Annotated in this window: 13 protein-coding genes and 1 tRNA gene; 10 read left to right on the top strand and 4 right to left on the bottom strand. The window is 64.1% G+C overall.

Going from position 1 to position 15,900, the window contains the following annotated elements:
- Window positions 1-16 precede the first annotated feature (16 nt).
- From folP to HV793_RS28975, 3 genes are all read left to right on the top strand, one after another.
- On the top strand, window positions 17-862 hold the full coding sequence (folP, locus tag HV793_RS28985; protein ID WP_054451362.1) for a dihydropteroate synthase: 846 nt from the start codon (window positions 17-19) through the stop codon (window positions 860-862).
- Window positions 859-2,202 carry a phosphoglucosamine mutase gene (gene glmM, locus HV793_RS28980; protein ID WP_119450615.1) on the top strand — a complete coding sequence of 448 codons (1,344 nt, stop codon included), beginning with the start codon at window positions 859-861 and terminating at the stop codon, window positions 2,200-2,202. Before folP ends, glmM begins: the two co-directional genes overlap by 4 nt.
- 212 nt (window positions 2,203-2,414) lie before the next feature.
- Window positions 2,415-3,221: a GNAT family N-acetyltransferase gene (locus HV793_RS28975; RefSeq protein WP_054451360.1), complete on the top strand. Its 807-nt coding sequence runs from the start codon at window positions 2,415-2,417 to the stop codon at window positions 3,219-3,221.
- Between the two features lie 181 nt (window positions 3,222-3,402).
- Here the strand turns inward: HV793_RS28975 and ppx are convergent, their stop codons facing one another.
- Window positions 3,403-4,890, bottom strand: a complete 1,488-nt coding sequence (gene ppx / locus HV793_RS28970) for an exopolyphosphatase (RefSeq protein ID WP_054451359.1) — start codon at window positions 4,888-4,890, stop codon at window positions 3,403-3,405.
- Window positions 4,891-5,110: 220 nt separating this feature from the next.
- Between ppx and ppk1 the strand changes: the two genes are divergently transcribed.
- The 6 genes from ppk1 to HV793_RS28940 all read left to right on the top strand — a co-directional run bounded on the left by ppk1 (window position 5,111) and on the right by HV793_RS28940 (window position 11,699).
- Window positions 5,111-7,186, top strand: a complete 2,076-nt coding sequence (gene ppk1 / locus HV793_RS28965) for a polyphosphate kinase 1 (RefSeq protein WP_054451358.1) — start codon at window positions 5,111-5,113, stop codon at window positions 7,184-7,186.
- 290 nt (window positions 7,187-7,476) lie between these two features.
- The gene (gene pstS / locus HV793_RS28960; RefSeq protein ID WP_054451357.1) at window positions 7,477-8,517 is read left to right on the top strand and encodes a phosphate ABC transporter substrate-binding protein PstS; all 1,041 of its coding nucleotides are present in this window, start codon (window positions 7,477-7,479) and stop codon (window positions 8,515-8,517) included.
- A 155-nt stretch (window positions 8,518-8,672) separates the two neighbouring features.
- Window positions 8,673-9,689 (top strand): phosphate ABC transporter permease subunit PstC, encoded by a 1,017-nt coding sequence (gene pstC, locus HV793_RS28955; RefSeq protein WP_054451356.1) that lies wholly within the window; start codon window positions 8,673-8,675, stop codon window positions 9,687-9,689.
- Window positions 9,690-9,715: 26 nt separating this feature from the next.
- Window positions 9,716-10,570, top strand: coding sequence for a phosphate ABC transporter permease PstA (gene pstA / locus HV793_RS28950; RefSeq protein ID WP_082400756.1), 855 nt, complete (start codon window positions 9,716-9,718; stop codon window positions 10,568-10,570).
- Between the two features lie 48 nt (window positions 10,571-10,618).
- Complete coding sequence (gene pstB / locus HV793_RS28945) at window positions 10,619-11,395, top strand: phosphate ABC transporter ATP-binding protein PstB (protein WP_006221056.1); 777 nt, start codon at window positions 10,619-10,621, stop codon at window positions 11,393-11,395.
- Between the two features lie 227 nt (window positions 11,396-11,622).
- Window positions 11,623-11,699 (top strand) — tRNA-Pro (locus tag HV793_RS28940).
- A 60-nt stretch (window positions 11,700-11,759) separates the two neighbouring features.
- On the opposite strand, the gene HV793_RS28935 is transcribed toward HV793_RS28940, so the two are convergent.
- Window positions 11,760-12,329: a TetR/AcrR family transcriptional regulator gene (locus tag HV793_RS28935; RefSeq protein ID WP_225591306.1), complete on the bottom strand. Its 570-nt coding sequence runs from the start codon at window positions 12,327-12,329 to the stop codon at window positions 11,760-11,762.
- A 518-nt stretch (window positions 12,330-12,847) separates the two neighbouring features.
- On the opposite strand from HV793_RS28935, the gene HV793_RS28930 reads away from it, so the two are divergent.
- Entirely contained in the window at window positions 12,848-13,684 is an 837-nt protein-coding gene (locus HV793_RS28930; protein ID WP_125471439.1) for an SDR family oxidoreductase, read from the top strand.
- A 66-nt stretch (window positions 13,685-13,750) separates the two neighbouring features.
- On the opposite strand, the gene HV793_RS28925 is transcribed toward HV793_RS28930, so the two are convergent.
- On the bottom strand, window positions 13,751-14,401 hold the full coding sequence (locus HV793_RS28925) for an HD domain-containing protein (protein WP_175214340.1): 651 nt from the start codon (window positions 14,399-14,401) through the stop codon (window positions 13,751-13,753).
- Between the two features lie 87 nt (window positions 14,402-14,488).
- Window positions 14,489-15,817 (bottom strand): purine-cytosine permease family protein, encoded by a 1,329-nt coding sequence (locus tag HV793_RS28920; protein WP_119450618.1) that lies wholly within the window; start codon window positions 15,815-15,817, stop codon window positions 14,489-14,491.
- Window positions 15,818-15,900: the final 83 nt, after the last annotated feature.

Genomic DNA, 15,900 nt, shown 5'->3' with positions numbered 1-15,900 from the left:
CTGCTCATCCTGAGTTATGGCAAATAACTTCCTTTGCGGGCGCTTCGAGTTTGATCTCGAGCGCCCGCTTGTCATGGGTATCGTCAACGTCACGCCGGACTCCTTTTCCGACGGCGGCCAGCATGACGATACGGATTCCGCAGTGGCGCATGCGCGCCAATTGATCGCCGAAGGCGCCCAGATCCTGGACCTGGGCGGCGAATCCACGCGCCCCGGGGCCGATCCGGTGTCCGTGGCCGACGAACTGGCTCGGCTGCTGCCGGTGGTGGAGGCGCTGCGCGATTGCGGCGTGCCCCTGTCCATCGACACCTTCAAGCCGGAAGTCATGCGCGCCGTGCTGGATGCCGGCGCGGACATGATCAACGACATCTACGGCTTCAGGCAGCCCGGCGCCGTCGAGGCGGTGGCGCATTCGCGCTGCGGGCTTTGCGTGATGCACATGAAGGGCGAACCTCGCACCATGCAGGCCGCCCCGCCCGAGTACACCGACTTGATCGGTGAAATCGGACTCTTCCTGGGGGCTCGCGCGCACAAGCTGCGCGCGGCCTGGATCGATCCTCGCCGCATCGTGCTGGACCCGGGCTTCGGCTTCGGCAAGACGGGCGACCAGAATTTCCAACTGTTGCGCCGGCTGTCCAGCCTGCGCAGCGCCGGTTATCCATTGCTGATCGGCCTCTCGCGCAAAACCATGATCGGCCAGGCTACCGGCCGGCCCGTGGGCGACAGGTTGCCCGGCAGCATCGCCGCAGCGCTTGCCTGCGTGGCGCGTGGCGCTTCCATCGTGCGGGTGCACGATGTGGCGGCCACGGTCGACGCGCTCAAGGTATGGCACGCGGCAGAACAAGGAGCACTCAGTTCATGATTCGACGCAAATATTTCGGTACCGACGGTGTCCGCGGCGAAGTCGGCGGTCCGGTGATCAACGCCGAATTCGCGCTGCGTCTGGGTTACGCGGCCGGCCGCGTCCTGGCGCGTGAGCACGCCGTGCGCGGCGGCAGCCGTCCGCAGGTCGTGATCGGCAAGGACACGCGGATCTCCGGCTACATGCTGGAATCCGCGTTGGAAGCCGGCCTGTCGGCGGCAGGCATCGACGTGCTGCTGGCCGGTCCGATTCCGACCCCCGCGGTGGCCTACCTGACCCGGGCGCTGCGACTGGTGGCGGGGATTGTCATCAGCGCTTCGCACAATCCGTACCAGGACAACGGCATCAAGTTCTTCTCGGCGCAGGGCATGAAGCTGCCCGACGAGATCGAGGCCGACATCGAAACCGCCCTGGACGAGCCGCTGGGCTGCGTCGCCTCGGAAGCGCTGGGTCGCGCGCGCCGCATGGGCGACGCGCAGGGTCGCTACATCGAGTTCTGCAAGAGCACCTTCCCCAACGATCTGGACCTGAACGGCATGACGATCGTGGTGGACGCCGCCCATGGCGCCGCCTACAACATCGCGCCGCACGTGTTCCGCGAACTGGGCGCCGAAGTGCACGCCATCGGCGTCAATCCGGATGGCTTCAACATCAATAAGGGCGTGGGCGCGCTGCATCCCGAGCTGCTGGCCAAGGAAGTGCACGCTCGCGGCGCCCAGTTGGGCATCGCGCTGGACGGCGACGCCGACCGCCTGCAGATGGTCGATGGCGAAGGCCGCATCTACAACGGCGACGAACTCATGTACGCCATCGTCCGCGAACGCATGCAGCGCGGCAAGGTGGACGGCGTGGTCGGCACGCTGATGACCAACTTCGGCTTCGAACGCGAAATGCAGCGGCTGGGCGTGGGCTTCGAGCGCGCCAATGTCGGCGACCGCTACGTGCTGGAGCAGATGCAGGCGCGCGGCTGGCTGTATGGCGGCGAAAGCTCCGGCCATCTGCTGTGCCTGGACTGCCATTCGACGGGCGACGGCATCGTCGCCGCGCTGCAGGTCCTGACTGCGCTGCGCCGCAACTCGGTCGGGCTGGCGGAGTGGGTGAGCGATCTGCGCATGTATCCGCAGAAGATGATCAATGTGCCGCTGACCCCGGGCCAGGACTGGAAGACGCATGCCGGCTTGAGCGCGGCGCGCAAGGCCGTCGAAGCCGAGCTGGACGGTCGCGGCCGCATCCTGATCCGCGCTTCGGGCACCGAGCCGAAGCTGCGCCTCATGGTCGAGGCCGAGGATGAAGCCCTGGCCGTCTCCTGCGCCGAGAAGCTTGCGGCCAGCCTGGGATAAACGCTGCCTTACGATTTCGAGCAAGGCCACCCGGCGCGTGACGGGTGGCCTTTGTTTGTTCAAGGGTTGTATAGATTTGTAAAGTTTTGTCGATTTGGGCGGAGGATTGATTTATTCGCTCCAGACTAAACTTCATAGTCACGTAACATATTGGTCAAGTCTTTGACATACAGGGCGTCCACACTGGCTGGACTCTCTAGGAGCTTCGCGCAATGCTGGAATTAGCACGCATCAATCCGAGCCGTAATGCCGCGGAACCTTGGACCGGCGCCGCCGCCAAGGTGCTGGTGGTGGGCTTGGCGCGCACCGCTGAAGAAATCGAGCAGATTCAACGCCTGCGCTACGACGTCTTCACCGAGGACATGGGCGCGGTGTTCCCCGACGCCCAGGACGGCATCGAGCATGATCGCTTCGATCCGTTCTGCGAACATCTGATGGTCCGCGAGCTGGATACGGGCCGCGTAGTCGGCACCTACCGGATCCTGACGCCGGAAAAGGCGCGAGAGGCTGGCGGGTATTACTCGCAGTCCGAGTTCGACCTGTCCGGGCTGGGCTCCATCCAGGACGAGCTGGTCGAAGTCGGCCGCTCTTGCACCCACCCCGACTACCGCAGCGGCGGCGTGATCATGCTGTTGTGGTCTGGCCTGGCCGAATACCTGCGCCGGGGCGGCTACCAGTACGTACTGGGCTGCGCCAGCGTCAGCCTGCGCGACGACGGCGTCACCGCCGCTGAAGTGTGGCGCACCATTTCCAAGCAGCTGCCGCAGGGCGATGAGCCGCGCGTGACGCCGCTGCACCGCTATCCGGTGGAAAAGCTCAACAGCACCTTGCCGGCGCGCGTGCCGCCGCTGATCAAGGGTTACCTGAAGCTGGGTGCCAAGGTCTGTGGCGAGCCCGCCTGGGACCCCGATTTCAACGCCGCGGATTTCCCGGTCCTGCTGAAGATGGACCGCATGGACGAGCGCTACCGCCGCCATTTCGGGCTGGATCAGCCCGCAACCGCCGCTGTCCAGCGCTGAGACCCCCATGCGCCGCCTGTTCCGCCGCATGAAGATCAGGTTGATACGGCGGGCCACCAGGCCCTTGCGCATGGAGCTCAAACGGCTGGATCGCGAAACCGATCTGTCGCCGTTCTAGCGCACCGGCCCCGCAGCGCGGGGCCGGAACAGGGCGGCGCGAGCGCGCCGCCCGGCTGGTTCCTCAGAACTCCAGCAGTTCGAACGAAAAGCCCACCTTGTTCCACTCGGCTTCTTCCGCGCGCAGCGTGAAGTCGCTCAGTGGGTGCTGCGCCAGCCATTCGCGGTTGACCCGCACCACGATCGAGTTGTCGCGCACCGACGCGGTCAGCGGCAGCGGTTCGATTTCATTGCGGCGGCGGAACAGCAGCACCGCCAGGCGCAGGCTGAGGATGGCCTTCCATTGCGGGCGCGAGCGCACCAGCGGTTCCAGCTTGGTCAGCTTGCCCTGATGGCCGAGCGCAAGCAGCGCCAGCAACTGCTGGTCGGCGCGCGAGAACCCGGGCATGTCGGCGTTTTCCAGCACGTAGGCGGTGTGCTTGTGATACGCGTTGTGGGCGATGGACAGACCCACTTCGTGCAGATCGGCCGCCCAGCCCAGCGCGGGGCGCAGCTCCGCGCGTTCCGGACCGTCCGGGAACATGGCGTCGAACAGCGTCAGCGCAGCGTGGTGCACGCGACGCGCCTGGTTGACGTCGACGTGGTAGCGCTTCATGAACTGGCGCACCGATTCATCGCGCTTGTCATGCTCGTCATCGCGGCCCAGCAGGTCGTACAGCACGCCCAGGCGCAAGGCGCCATCGCCGGTGTGCATGACGTCGATGCCCAGCTCGTCGAACAGGGCGCTCATGATGGCCAGGCCGCCGGGCAGCACGTCCGAGCGTTCGATCTTGATGCCGGGCAGTTCGGATGGGATGACGCGGCCCGAGCGGATGATGCGGTCCTTCAGCTTGTTCAGGCCGGCGCGCGTGATGCCTCGGTCCGAGAAGCGGCATTCGGTCAGGATGGCGAACAGCGCCTTGGCCGTGCCGGAGGAGCCGTAGGCTTCCTTCCAGCCCATCTTGCGGTACTGCTTGGCGATGACTTCGATCTCGCGGCGCGCGGCCAGTTCGGCCTGCTTCATCTGATGCGCGTCCACCACGCCGTCCGAGAAGAACTGGCGGCTGTAGCTGACGCAGCCCATGTAGAGCGAGGACATCAGGCCGGGCTCGTGCCCTTTGCCGATGATGACTTCGGTCGAGCCGCCGCCGATGTCGATGACCAGGCGCTTGTTGGGCGAGGGGGGCAGGGTGTGAACCACGCCGGAGAAGATCAGGCGGGCCTCTTCGCGGCCGGCGATGACTTCGATGGGAAAGCCCAGCGCGGCTTCGGCGCGCGGCAGGAAATCCCGGGTGTTTCGGGCGACGCGGAACGTATTGGTGGCGACGGCGCGGACCCGGTTGGGATGGAAGCTGCGCAGGCGGTCGCCGAAGCGCTCCAGCACGGCGATGGCTCTGTCGATGGCCTCGTCGCCCAGCCTCTTTTCGGAGTCCAGGCCGGCCGCAAGCCGGACGGTTTCCTTGAGGCGGTCGATCTGATAGATCTGGGGCGTACCGTCCTGTTGAACGATGCGTCCGATGGAGAGGCGGAAGCTGTTGGACCCGAGGTCCACCGCGGCCAGAAGTTGATCCATGCGGCTCGTAAATATTGTCTGAGAGGTGGCCCGATTATAGAGATCCCATGTGACAGCGCCCCCGCCCACGTTTTTTTTCTTATGGAACAGGGGTTTGCGGCATCTGATCCGCCTGCTATGCGTCCCGGTTTTGGCGTACGCTACGTATTTGCTGCTGTGTCATGGAACCGTCACTTTTTTGCAGTAAAACTCCACGCTCTCCCTACGTATGGAATCCGGTATGCCCTCACGCCCTCCTGCCGAGCCTTTGCTTCTGAACCGCGAGTTGTCGCTGCTGAAATTCAACGAACGCGTGCTGGCGATGGCGGAGAATCCCAAGACTCCCTTGCTGGAACGCCTGCGCTACGTCTGCATCGTCAGTTCCAACCTGGATGAGTTCTTCGAGATCCGGATTTCCAGCCTGAAGGAGCAGCAGCGCCAGTCGCCGAATCTGGTGGGGCCCGACGGCATGACGCCCGACCAGGCGTTCGACAATGTGCAGCAGGCGGTGCACGAACTGGTCAACCGCCAGTACAACCTGCTCAACGACGAGATCCTGCCGGCCATGCACGCCGAGGGCATTTCGTTGCACCACGCGTCCGAATGGAATCCGCAACAGCAGGAATGGGCGCGCGATGTCTTCAATCGCGACGTGATGCCGCTGCTGACCCCGATCGGACTGGATCCGGCGCATCCGTTTCCGCGGGTCTACAATAAGAGCCTGAATTTCATCGTGTCGCTGTCGGGCGCCGACGCCTTTGGCCGGCAGGCCTCGATCGCCGTGGTGCAGGCGCCGCGCGCCTTGCCGCGGCTGATCAAGATGCCGCAGGAGCTGTCGGGCCAGCCCGAGGGCTACATCCTGCTGACCTCGCTGCTGCGCGCCTTTGTCGGCGAGCTCTTCCCGGGCCTGGAAATGCTGGGCTGCTATCAGTGGCGGGTCACGCGCAACAGCGACCTGTTCGTGGACGAGGAAGAAGTCACCAACCTGCGCCACGCCTTGCAGGGTGAATTGTCGCAGCGCAACTTCGGCGCCGCCGTGCGCCTGGAGATCGACAAGCTGACGCCGGTCGAACTGGAACACTTCCTGCAGCGCGAGTTCTCGCTCAAGGCCGAGGACACGTACCGCGTGCCGGGGCCGGTGAACCTGTCGCGCCTGATGCAGCTGTGCAACTCGGATTCGCGCCCGGATCTGTTGTTCCCGGATTACCGCGCGCCCGTGCCGGCGCCGTTCGACCGCGTGGGCGACAAGCCGGCCGAACTGTTCGAGGCCGTGGCCGAGCAGGACCGCCTGCTGCACCATCCCTACCAGTCGTTCCAACCCGTCATCGACTTCCTGACCGCCGCCGCGCTGGATCCGGACGTCATGGCGATCAAGCAGACCATCTACCGCACCGGCGAGGACTCCGAGCTGATGAAGATCCTGCTGGCCGCCGCGCGCGCCGGCAAGGAAGTGACGGTGGTGGTGGAGCTGATGGCCCGCTTCGACGAGCAGACCAACATCAACTGGGCTTCCAAGCTGGAAGAGGTGGGGGCGCACGTCGTGTACGGCGTGGTGGCGCACAAGACGCACGCCAAGATGGCCGTGGTGTTGCGCCGCGAAAAAGGGCGGCTGCGCCGCTATGCTCACCTGGGCACCGGCAACTATCATCCGCGCACGGCGCGCCTGTACACCGACTTCGGCCTGCTGACCGCGGATCCGAAGCTGTGCGAGGACATGGACAAGGTGTTCGCGCAGCTGACCGGGCTGGGCGCGCGCCGTTCGCTCAAGGCGCTGATGCAGTCACCCTTCACCATGCACGACGGCATGGTGGCGCTGATCCGCGCCGAGGCCCGCGCGGCCAAGGCCGGCAAGCGTTCGCGCATCATGGCCAAGATGAACTCGCTCTTGGAAGAACAGATCATCGAAGAGCTTTACAAGGCCGGTCAGGCCGGCGTGAAGATCGACCTGATCGTGCGCGGCGTATGCGCATTGCGCGCCGGCGTGCCGGGGCTGTCGGAGAACATCCGGGTGCGTTCCATCGTCGGCCGCTTCCTGGAGCATTCGCGGGTCTTCTACTTCTACGCCGAGGGCGAAGAAACCGTGTACCTGTCGTCGGCCGACTGGATGGACCGCAACTTCTTCCGCCGGGTAGAGATCGCTTTCCCGATCTACGACAAGACCCTGAAGAAGCGCGTCATCGACGAAGCCTTCACCTACGCCCTGCGCGACAACCAGCTGGCCTGGCAGCAACTGCCCGACGGCGACTACACCCGCGTCAAGAGCCGTCGCGAGCCCTTCAACGTGCACCAGTACCTGATGCAGAAGCTGGGCGTGTAACGCCAGCCGCCCCGACCGGGGCGGTTTTCGAAGCAAGGCCTCCCATATGTTACGTCCCCTTTTTGGGATGGCGGTGTTCGAGGCAAATCCTCCCCAGATCCAGGCCGCGCGGATCCGGCTCCGCGCCGGTCCGCCACCGGCGCCCCCTGGGAGGGAGGCGCGCAGCGCCTCGGGGGGATCATGACTGTCACTATCCTGTCATGTGGGACTTCTATTATTCGAGGGTCGCTGAAAGACAGGCAGTTTTCCAAGCCTGCCAGACTCCTCCAACGAGCACAGAAGGAACCCTGATGTTCAAACGTGTCTTCAAACAAGTTTCCCTGGGCGTCGCGCTGAGCGCCGCCGTATTTGCCGTCCAGGCCGCCGACGTGACCGGCGCCGGCGCTTCGTTCCCGTACCCGATCTACGCCAAGTGGGCCTCCGACTACAAGGCCGCCACCAATAGCGCCGTCAACTACCAGTCCATCGGTTCGGGCGGCGGTCAGCAACAAATCATCGCCAAGACCGTCGATTTCGGCGCTTCGGACGATCCCATGAAGGCTGCCGATCTGGAAAAGAACGGCCTGCTGCAATTCCCGGCCGTCATCGGCGGCACGGTTGCCGTGGTGAACATCGACGGCGTCGAACCCGGCAAGCTGAAGCTGTCGGGCAAGGTCCTGGCCGATATCTTCCTGGGCAAGATCAAGAAGTGGGACGACGCTGCCATCAAGGCGCTGAACCCCGACCTGAAGCTGCCGGCCGCCGACATCATCGTCGTGCACCGCTCGGACGGCTCGGGCACCACCTTCGGCTGGACCAACTACCTGTCCAAGGTGTCGCCGGACTGGAAGTCGACCGTGGGCGAAGGCAAGGCCGTCAAGTGGCCCGTGGGTCAGGGCGGCAAGGGCAACGAAGGCGTCGCCGCCTACGTCGGCCAGCTGAAGAACTCGATCGGCTACGTGGAATACGCCTACGCCAAGCAGAACAAGCTGGCCTGGACGCAACTGCAGAACAAGGACGGCAAGTTCGTCCAGCCGGAACAGAAGGCGTTCGCAGCCGCGGCCGCCAACGCCGACTGGAAGAGCGCGCCGGGCATGGGCGTGGTCCTGACCGACGAGCCGGGCGCCGATTCCTGGCCCGTCACCGCCGCCACCTTCATCCTGGTCCACAAGTCGCAAGACAAGCCGGCGCAGGGCAAGGCCGTGCTGGAATTCTTCGACTGGGCCTTCAAGAACGGCGCCAAGTCGGCTGAAGCCATGGACTACGTGCCGCTGCCGGAAGCCGTGACCAAGGAAATCCGCGCCGCCTGGGGCGAAGTCAAGGCCGCCGACGGCAAGGCCGTCTGGCAATAAAGGCTTGAGCGCGAGGGAGGCCGGCTGACAATGCCAATCTCCATCGCGCGCAATCCACAGCGGCCGCCGCTGGCGTTCCGGATACGGGATGCTGGCGGCGGTCCGCCGCAAGACCTTCGAAGTTTCTCCCCTGGTTTCCTAAGGAAAGTCCATCCATGAGCGCGGTAATGGATAATAGTGTGCCGCTTTCGCCCAGCGTGGCGGACTCCGTGACTACCGGCACGCCTTCGCCTATGAAGCAAAACAAAAACGCGCTGATGGATGCGCTATTCAAGAACCTGACCCGCCTGTTCGCCTTCCTGGTGTTCATCCTGCTGGCGGCGATTCTTGTTTCCCTGATCTACGGCAGCCGCGAATCGCTGGCCAAGTATGGCCTGTCGTTCCTCTGGCTCAACGACTGGGATCCGGTCAATTCGAACTACGGCGCCGTGGTGCCCATCATCGGTACGCTGCTGACCTCGGCCATCGCCCTGATCATCGCCGTGCCCGTGTCCTTCGGCATCGCCATCTTCCTGACCGAACTGTCGCCCACCTGGCTGCGCCGCCCCCTGGGCACAGCGGTCGAAATGCTGGCGGCGATTCCGTCCATCATCTACGGCATGTGGGGCCTGTTCGTCTTCGTCCCCGTGTTCCAGCAGTATGTGCAGCCCTTCATGATCGCCACATTGGGCAGCCTGCCCGTGATCGGCGGCATCTTCGCGGGGCCGCCCTTCGGCATCGGCATCTTCACGGCCGGCCTGATCCTCTCGATCATGATCATCCCGTTCATCGCCGCGGTGATGCGCGACGTGTTCGAACTGGTGCCGGCGATGCTCAAGGAATCCGCCTACGGCCTGGGCAGCACGACCTGGGAAGTGATGTGGCGCGTGGTGCTGCCCTACACCAAGTCGGGCGTCATCGGCGGCATCATGCTGGGCCTGGGCCGCGCGCTTGGCGAAACCATGGCGGTGACCTTCGTCATCGGCAACGCCTTCAAGTGGTCCGGTTCGCTGTTCTCGCCGGGCAACTCGATCGCTTCGGCGCTGGCCAACGAATTCAATGAAGCGGGCGGCATACAGAAGTCGGCGCTGCTGGAACTGGGCCTGATCCTGTTCCTGATCACGACCATCGTGCTCGCGCTGGCCAAGATGCTGCTGGTTCGCTTGTCCGCCAGTGAAGGCAAGAAAACCTGACGCGCCGCGAGCACAAGGAAAAGATCATGGCTGTATCCGTACTCAATATGCAGAACGGCACCTATCGCCGGCGCCGCGTAGTCAACCGCATCATGCTGACCGTGTCGCTGGGCACCCTGGTGTTCGGGCTGTTCTGGCTGTTCTGGATCATTCTGACGCTGTTGATGAAGGGCGCGCCCGCGCTGTCGTACACGCTCTTCACCGAGATCACGCCGCCGCCCGGGCAGACCGGCGGTCTCATCAACGCCATCTTCGGCAGCGTGATGATGGCTGGCGTGGGCACGCTCATCGGCACGCCCGTCGGCATCCTGGCCGGCACCTACCTGGCCGAATACGGCCAGCGCGGCTGGCTGGCGCCGGCCACGCGCTTCCTGAACGACGTGCTGCTGTCGGCCCCGTCCATCATCATCGGCCTGTTCATCTACGCCGTGTACGTGGCCCAGGTGGGGCACTACTCGGGCTGGGCCGGCGCCATCGCGCTGTCCATCCTGGTGATTCCGGTGGTGGTGCGCACCACCGACAACATGCTGCTGCTGGTGCCCAACAGCCTGCGCGAAGCCGCTGCCGCGCTGGGCTGCCCCAAGTGGCGCATGATCACCATGGTGTGCTATCGCGCCGCCAAGACCGGCATCATCACCGGCGTGCTGCTGGCCATCGCCCGCATCTCGGGTGAAACCGCGCCGCTGCTGTTCACCGCGCTGTCGAACCAGTTCATGTCCTTGAACATGAACGGCCCGATGGCCAACCTGCCGGTCGTGATCTACCAGTACGCCGCCAGCCCCTTCAAGGACTGGAACAACCTGGCCTGGGCCGGCGCCACCCTGATTACGCTGCTGGTGCTGGGCATCAACATCATCGCCCGCAACATGTTCCGCAAGTAAAGATCGCTATGCCGGCGCGCCGGGCGCGCCGGAGCCAAGGGAAACCAAATGGAAAACACCGCTACCGCCGTCAAGAACAAGATCGAGGTCAAGAACCTGAACTTCTACTACGGCAAGTTCCATGCGATCCGCAATGTGAACATGTCGATCCAGGAGAAGAAGGTCACGGCCTTCATCGGCCCGTCGGGCTGCGGCAAGTCCACGCTGCTGCGCACCTTCAACCGCATGTTCGAGCTCTACCCCGGCCAGCGCGCCGAGGGCGAAATCATCCTGGACGGCGAAAACCTGCTGACGGCCAAGACCGACATCTCGCTGATCCGCGCCAAGGTCGGCATGGTGTTCCAGAAGCCCACGCCGTTCCCCATGAGCATCTACGACAACATCGCCTTCGGCGTGCGCTTGTTCGAGCGCCTGTCCAAGGGTGAAATGGACGAGCGCGTGGAATGGGCCCTGAGCAAGGCCGCGCTGTGGAACGAAGTGAAGGACAAGCTGCACCAGAGCGGCAACAGCCTGTCGGGCGGCCAGCAACAGCGCCTGTGCATCGCGCGCGGCGTGGCCATCAAGCCGGAAGTGCTGTTGCTGGACGAGCCGTGCTCGGCGCTGGACCCGATTTCGACCGCCAAGATCGAAGAGCTGATCGCCGAACTGAAGAACGACTACACCGTCGTCATCGTGACGCACAACATGCAGCAGGCCGCGCGCTGCTCGGACTACACCGCCTACATGTACCTGGGCGAGCTGATGGAATTCGGCCAGACCGACCAGATCTTCGTGAAGCCTTCGCGCAAGGAAACGGAAGACTACATCACGGGCCGCTTCGGCTGACCGTTGCGTTTCGGCTCTGCAAATGGCGGCGCGCTGTTCGGACAGCGCGCCGTTTTTCATTTGCTGTTACAGCAGCACCTGCTCGGAGCCCGCCGGGGCTGCTCCTGGACGTTGCCCGCATGGCGGCCGGGAATCAGCACCATGAACATCCTCGCCAGCGCGTAACAGCCCCGCAGGCCCAGCCGCATAGGCCAACCGGGCCGGGATCTGGTATAGTTGCCACCCTTCGGGGCGTAGCGCAGCCTGGTAGCGCATCTGCTTTGGGAGCAGAGGGTCGTGAGTTCGAATCCCACCGCCCCGACCAATGAAAAAAGGCCGTCAGCGACATGTCGCTGACGGCCTTTTGCCATTTCCGGGCTGACCCTCAGGTCAAGCGCAGCATCCGCCGCATCCTGTCCGTCAGCAGCTGCTTGATTGCATCATCCGGGAGGCGCATTGGACCCGGGTCCGTCAGCATCATGGCACTGAGCGTTCCCAGCAGCATCTGCATGGCGATCTGGATTTCCAATTCTGTGTCCACGCCCGCCTGGACCGGCATTTTTCGAGCCAAGGCCGGCACGAACAGGGCATGCATATGGCGATTCAAGATGACCAACGGACTCGATTCTCGTTCGGCCATCGAGAAATCCTGTAGCACGGCCTTGAAAGTCCCCTGGCTTTCGCGGCAGCCATCGACGTAAAAATCCACCATGGCTGCGACGATATCCGAGGCGGTGCCTTCGGTCCAGACGGCGTCTTGGCGGACAAGATTATCGGCTTGCGCTTTGCTTTCCGTGACGGCAGCGTCCAGGACTGCCGCAAGAAAGGTCTCTTTGTCCTGGAAACGGCCATAGAACGCGCCGATGGATGTGTCCGCGAGACGTATCACGTCACCAATCAGTACCAGGTCCAGGTTGGCGTGCCGTTCTATCAATTCGCGGCCGGCGCGGATCATCCTGGCCAGGGACTCCTCGCTGCGTAACTGACGGGGAGGGCGCGGAACGCCCGGTGATTGGGCGACCGGGCGAGCGGCTTTCCGCTCCCTGGAAGCGCGCGTTGTCTTGGTAGTTGTTTTCTGCGATGGAGGGGCTGCCATGACAACATCTATCCAAACCTGAAGTGCCACATTATGCCGTAGCAGATGCGCTCTCTTATCGATCAAGCGCCTGTTGCTGCCACGTCATAACGGGGAGGTTGTTTGCAGGACGAACGGCGGTCACAGGTGCTTGGCCCAGCACTGATCTCGGCCTAGGGAAACCTCGCGTTGAACGGCCTCAAGTACCTTCCAATAATAGAATTAGAATTCTAATTATTGTGTGACAACGAAATATGGCCGTGGGTTGGTCCTCCTGCCAGCTCTGCCGTATCCCACGGATCAGTCCGCGACTTGCGTGGATGCAACGGCAGGTCATGCGCACGGCGGCGATGCGGCATGGCGCGGCTCCTCGCATAGCGGCATTGGAGAAGAGAATCATGAGCGATTACATCTCAGGCAAGACCATCGTCATTACCGGGGCAGGCGGCGGCTTTGGACGCCAGGTCGCGCAGCAGGCCGCCGCCCGTGGCGCGCTGGTGACGTGCGGCGATATCGACGCGGACGCTGCGGCGGAAACCGTCGCGCGCATTACCGCGGCGGGCGGCCGGGCGCAGGCCCTAGCCGCGGATGTCCGCATTCTGGATGACCTGAGAGGCCTCGTCGGCGCCAGCGTGCAGCGCTATGGTTCGATCGACGTAATGCTCAACAATGCAGGCATCATGCCGCTGGCTTTTGTCGCGGATCACTCGCGTGCCTACGATGCCTGGATGCGTTGTATCGACATCAATATGAGGGGCGTGTTCAATGGCATGATTGCCGCCCACGATGCGATGATCTTTCAGGGGCGGGGCCACTTCATCAACATCTCGTCCATCTATGGGGACTTCCCCGCAGTGGGCGCGGCAATCTACGGCGCCACCAAAGCCGCAGTCAATTTCATGTCGGAAGCCGTGAGGACGGAGGCGCGCGGGAAGATCAAGGTTACGACCATCAGCCCCACCGGAGTGCCCAACACCGGACTTGGCGGGTCCGTAGCCAACCACGCTGCCGCCGTCGGGAGAGTCGGGAACAACATGGAGCAATTCATGGCAATGGTAAAGGGCCTGCAGGAAGGGGCCCTGCCGCCTGATCTCCGCGATCCGGAGAGCCTGTCGCATATGCCGGTGGAGCCTGACTCGATCGCCGACGCGATCCTGCTGGCCATCGATCAACCATGGGGCGTTTCGGTCAGCGACATGACGGTGCGCGCTTCGGCGGATTGCTTCGTGCTGTGATGGATCCGGGGTTTGTCGGCCAGGCGCCGCCAGCCTGCCAATTGATGGCGTGGGCGGGAACCTGAATCAGGCCGACCAATCTGCCACGAACTCATCACGAAACCGCCGTATCCAGTCCAGCCGCGTGGCAGCAAGCGCGCGGCCGCCATCCGTCTGCATGGTTCCCGCGATGCGTGCGAGCTTCAATTCGATGTGATCCAGCGCGTAGGCGCCGTCGTCCAGTTGCCGATGCATGCCCATAGGGTCGGTGGGGTGCGCAAGCGCCCGCCCCAGTTGCCCGCCGACATGGAACATGCGGGCCAGTCCCACCGGTCCAAGCGCATCCAGGCGGTCGGCATCCTGCACGATGCGGGCCTCGATGGTCCGGGGCGGGATGTTGGCGGAGTAGCTGTGGGCCTCGATGGCGTGATGGACGGCTGCGAGCTTGGTTGAGGGATAGCCGGCGGCCTGCAGCTCACGCACGGCCTCGTCAGCCGCCATGGTCGATGCGCGCGCCCGGTCGGGATGGTTCTTGGGCAGGTTGACAAGGTCATGCAGGTAACTGGCGGCCATGACCACCATGGCGTCGGCTTCGGGGTGGTGGGCCAGCATGCTGTTGGCGGCCTTCCATACGCGTTCCAGATGGCTCAGGTCATGGGCGCCGTCACCGGTATCCGCGCTCTGGGCGATCAGTATGAGCTGCGGCCGCAATGCCGCCAAATCTTCGCGCATCTTCATTTTCTTCCGCCAGCTTCGGGACCAGCGGAAAGTGTACACAGGACGTTTTCGGGCCGGGCGTTTTGCCGCGCGGCCCGCAGCGCGGCCTTAGCCGCCCTGCGCCTGCATCCGTGCCGCCGCCGTGGAGCAGATCCGGTACACCAGCGCCGACACCACGAAGCTGGCCGGCGCGGCCAGCGTCGCCGCGAAACCCTCCGTGTGCATCAGCGCCAGGCCGCAAATCGCGCCTGCGAACCAGCCGGCCAGGCCTGCGCGGTTGAATGCGGCCCCGCCATGTTGCGGCGCGGACTCCTGGTCGCCCAGAATGTGCACCAGGGCCACCGCCACCCACGACACCACGAAGATGCCCTGGTAGGCGAGCGCCTGCAGCAGATACGAGAACACGTCCAGCAGCATCAGCGCATACGTCACCGCGCCCACGATGACCGCCCACATCGCCTTGGGCCAGCGCATGCCCGGCCAGCGCGCGAAGAATGCCTGCATGTTGATGGTGGCCAGGTAGTAGTTGGCGGTGTTGATGCGGGTCTGCGTGATCCACACGAACAGCAATCCGCCCAGGCCCATCAGCTTGAGCAGCGCCAGCACCACCGACACCTCCGACAGCGCGGCGTCGCTGGGGATGGTGCTGACCAGATAGATGCCGGCCACGCCGTTGAGCAGGAAGGTCACCAGATAAAAGGGCATGCCGAAGTTGTAGCGGCTATGGTAGGTCTGGTCTTCGCGCTTGCCGAAGCGGGCATAGTCGAAGGTGAACATCATCAGGACCCATACGCCCATGTAGTACACGAAGGCGTCCCACCAACCGCCGGGGACCGGGCCTTCGGGCGGACCGAATGACAGCCAGGCATCGCTGTAGCCGTATTCCTGCGTCGCCATCACCACGGCCAGCAACAACCCCAGCAAATAGAAGGGCAGCAGCACGCCGTTGAACTTGTCGAGCCATGTTTGCACGCTGCCGAAGATCAACAGCACGCTGTAGATGACCACCACCAGCGCCACCAGCCAGTACGGCACGGCAGGATAAAGATGATGCGCGGCGACCGACATCACCGCGCCTTCGAACACCGCGTAGTAGATGGCGGTGGCGAAGAAGATCAGGGTGGCCAGCGCCGCGCCCGAGGTGCCGAAGAGCCGGCGCGAGAACAGCGCCACCGACAGGCCGCTGCGGATGGCGTAGCGGCTGATGACGCCGTTGATCAGCCCGTAGCTGATCACCGACAGCACCATGCCGATGATGGCGTTGCGGGCGCCGTATTTCAGCGCGAGCGTGGCGCCGACGACGATGTAGAACACGGCGCTGCACACGGCCCACCAGGCCATGGTGAGGGCGTAGCGGGGCATGCGGTCGCTGTCGGCGACGGCATGCAGCGAGTTGTCCGTCTCATCGGACGGTTTGCGTGGGGTCATGTTGGCCATGTCGGATCTCCTGGCGGGATCGGATGCTGCGGTTCGACTGCGGAACGGGCGCGGGTCGCCCACCGGCCTTGCCAGGGGGCAAG

The organism is Achromobacter aegrifaciens (assembly GCF_902859965.1).
GTDB classification, from domain to species: domain Bacteria; phylum Pseudomonadota; class Gammaproteobacteria; order Burkholderiales; family Burkholderiaceae_B; genus Achromobacter; species Achromobacter aegrifaciens.
Note: the sequence above shows the minus strand (reverse complement) of the source record. Positions and strands in the feature narration are given on the sequence as shown.

Bases quoted from the DNA above. Each gene is read 5' to 3' on its own strand.
- folP (WP_054451362.1), top strand. From the start codon at position 17: ATGGCAAATAACTTCCTTTGCGGGCGCTTCGAGTTTGATCTCGAGCGC.
- glmM (WP_119450615.1), top strand. From the start codon at position 859: ATGATTCGACGCAAATATTTCGGTACCGACGGTGTCCGCGGCGAAGTC.
- HV793_RS28975 (WP_054451360.1), top strand. From the start codon at position 2,415: ATGCTGGAATTAGCACGCATCAATCCGAGCCGTAATGCCGCGGAACCT.
- ppx (WP_054451359.1), bottom strand. From the start codon at position 4,890: ATGGATCAACTTCTGGCCGCGGTGGACCTCGGGTCCAACAGCTTCCGC.
- ppk1 (WP_054451358.1), top strand. From the start codon at position 5,111: ATGCCCTCACGCCCTCCTGCCGAGCCTTTGCTTCTGAACCGCGAGTTG.
- pstS (WP_054451357.1), top strand. From the start codon at position 7,477: ATGTTCAAACGTGTCTTCAAACAAGTTTCCCTGGGCGTCGCGCTGAGC.
- pstC (WP_054451356.1), top strand. From the start codon at position 8,673: ATGAGCGCGGTAATGGATAATAGTGTGCCGCTTTCGCCCAGCGTGGCG.
- pstA (WP_082400756.1), top strand. From the start codon at position 9,716: ATGGCTGTATCCGTACTCAATATGCAGAACGGCACCTATCGCCGGCGC.
- pstB (WP_006221056.1), top strand. From the start codon at position 10,619: ATGGAAAACACCGCTACCGCCGTCAAGAACAAGATCGAGGTCAAGAAC.
- HV793_RS28935 (WP_225591306.1), bottom strand. From the start codon at position 12,329: ATGATCCGCGCCGGCCGCGAATTGATAGAACGGCACGCCAACCTGGAC.
- HV793_RS28930 (WP_125471439.1), top strand. From the start codon at position 12,848: ATGAGCGATTACATCTCAGGCAAGACCATCGTCATTACCGGGGCAGGC.
- HV793_RS28925 (WP_175214340.1), bottom strand. From the start codon at position 14,401: ATGAAGATGCGCGAAGATTTGGCGGCATTGCGGCCGCAGCTCATACTG.
- HV793_RS28920 (WP_119450618.1), bottom strand. From the start codon at position 15,817: ATGGCCAACATGACCCCACGCAAACCGTCCGATGAGACGGACAACTCG.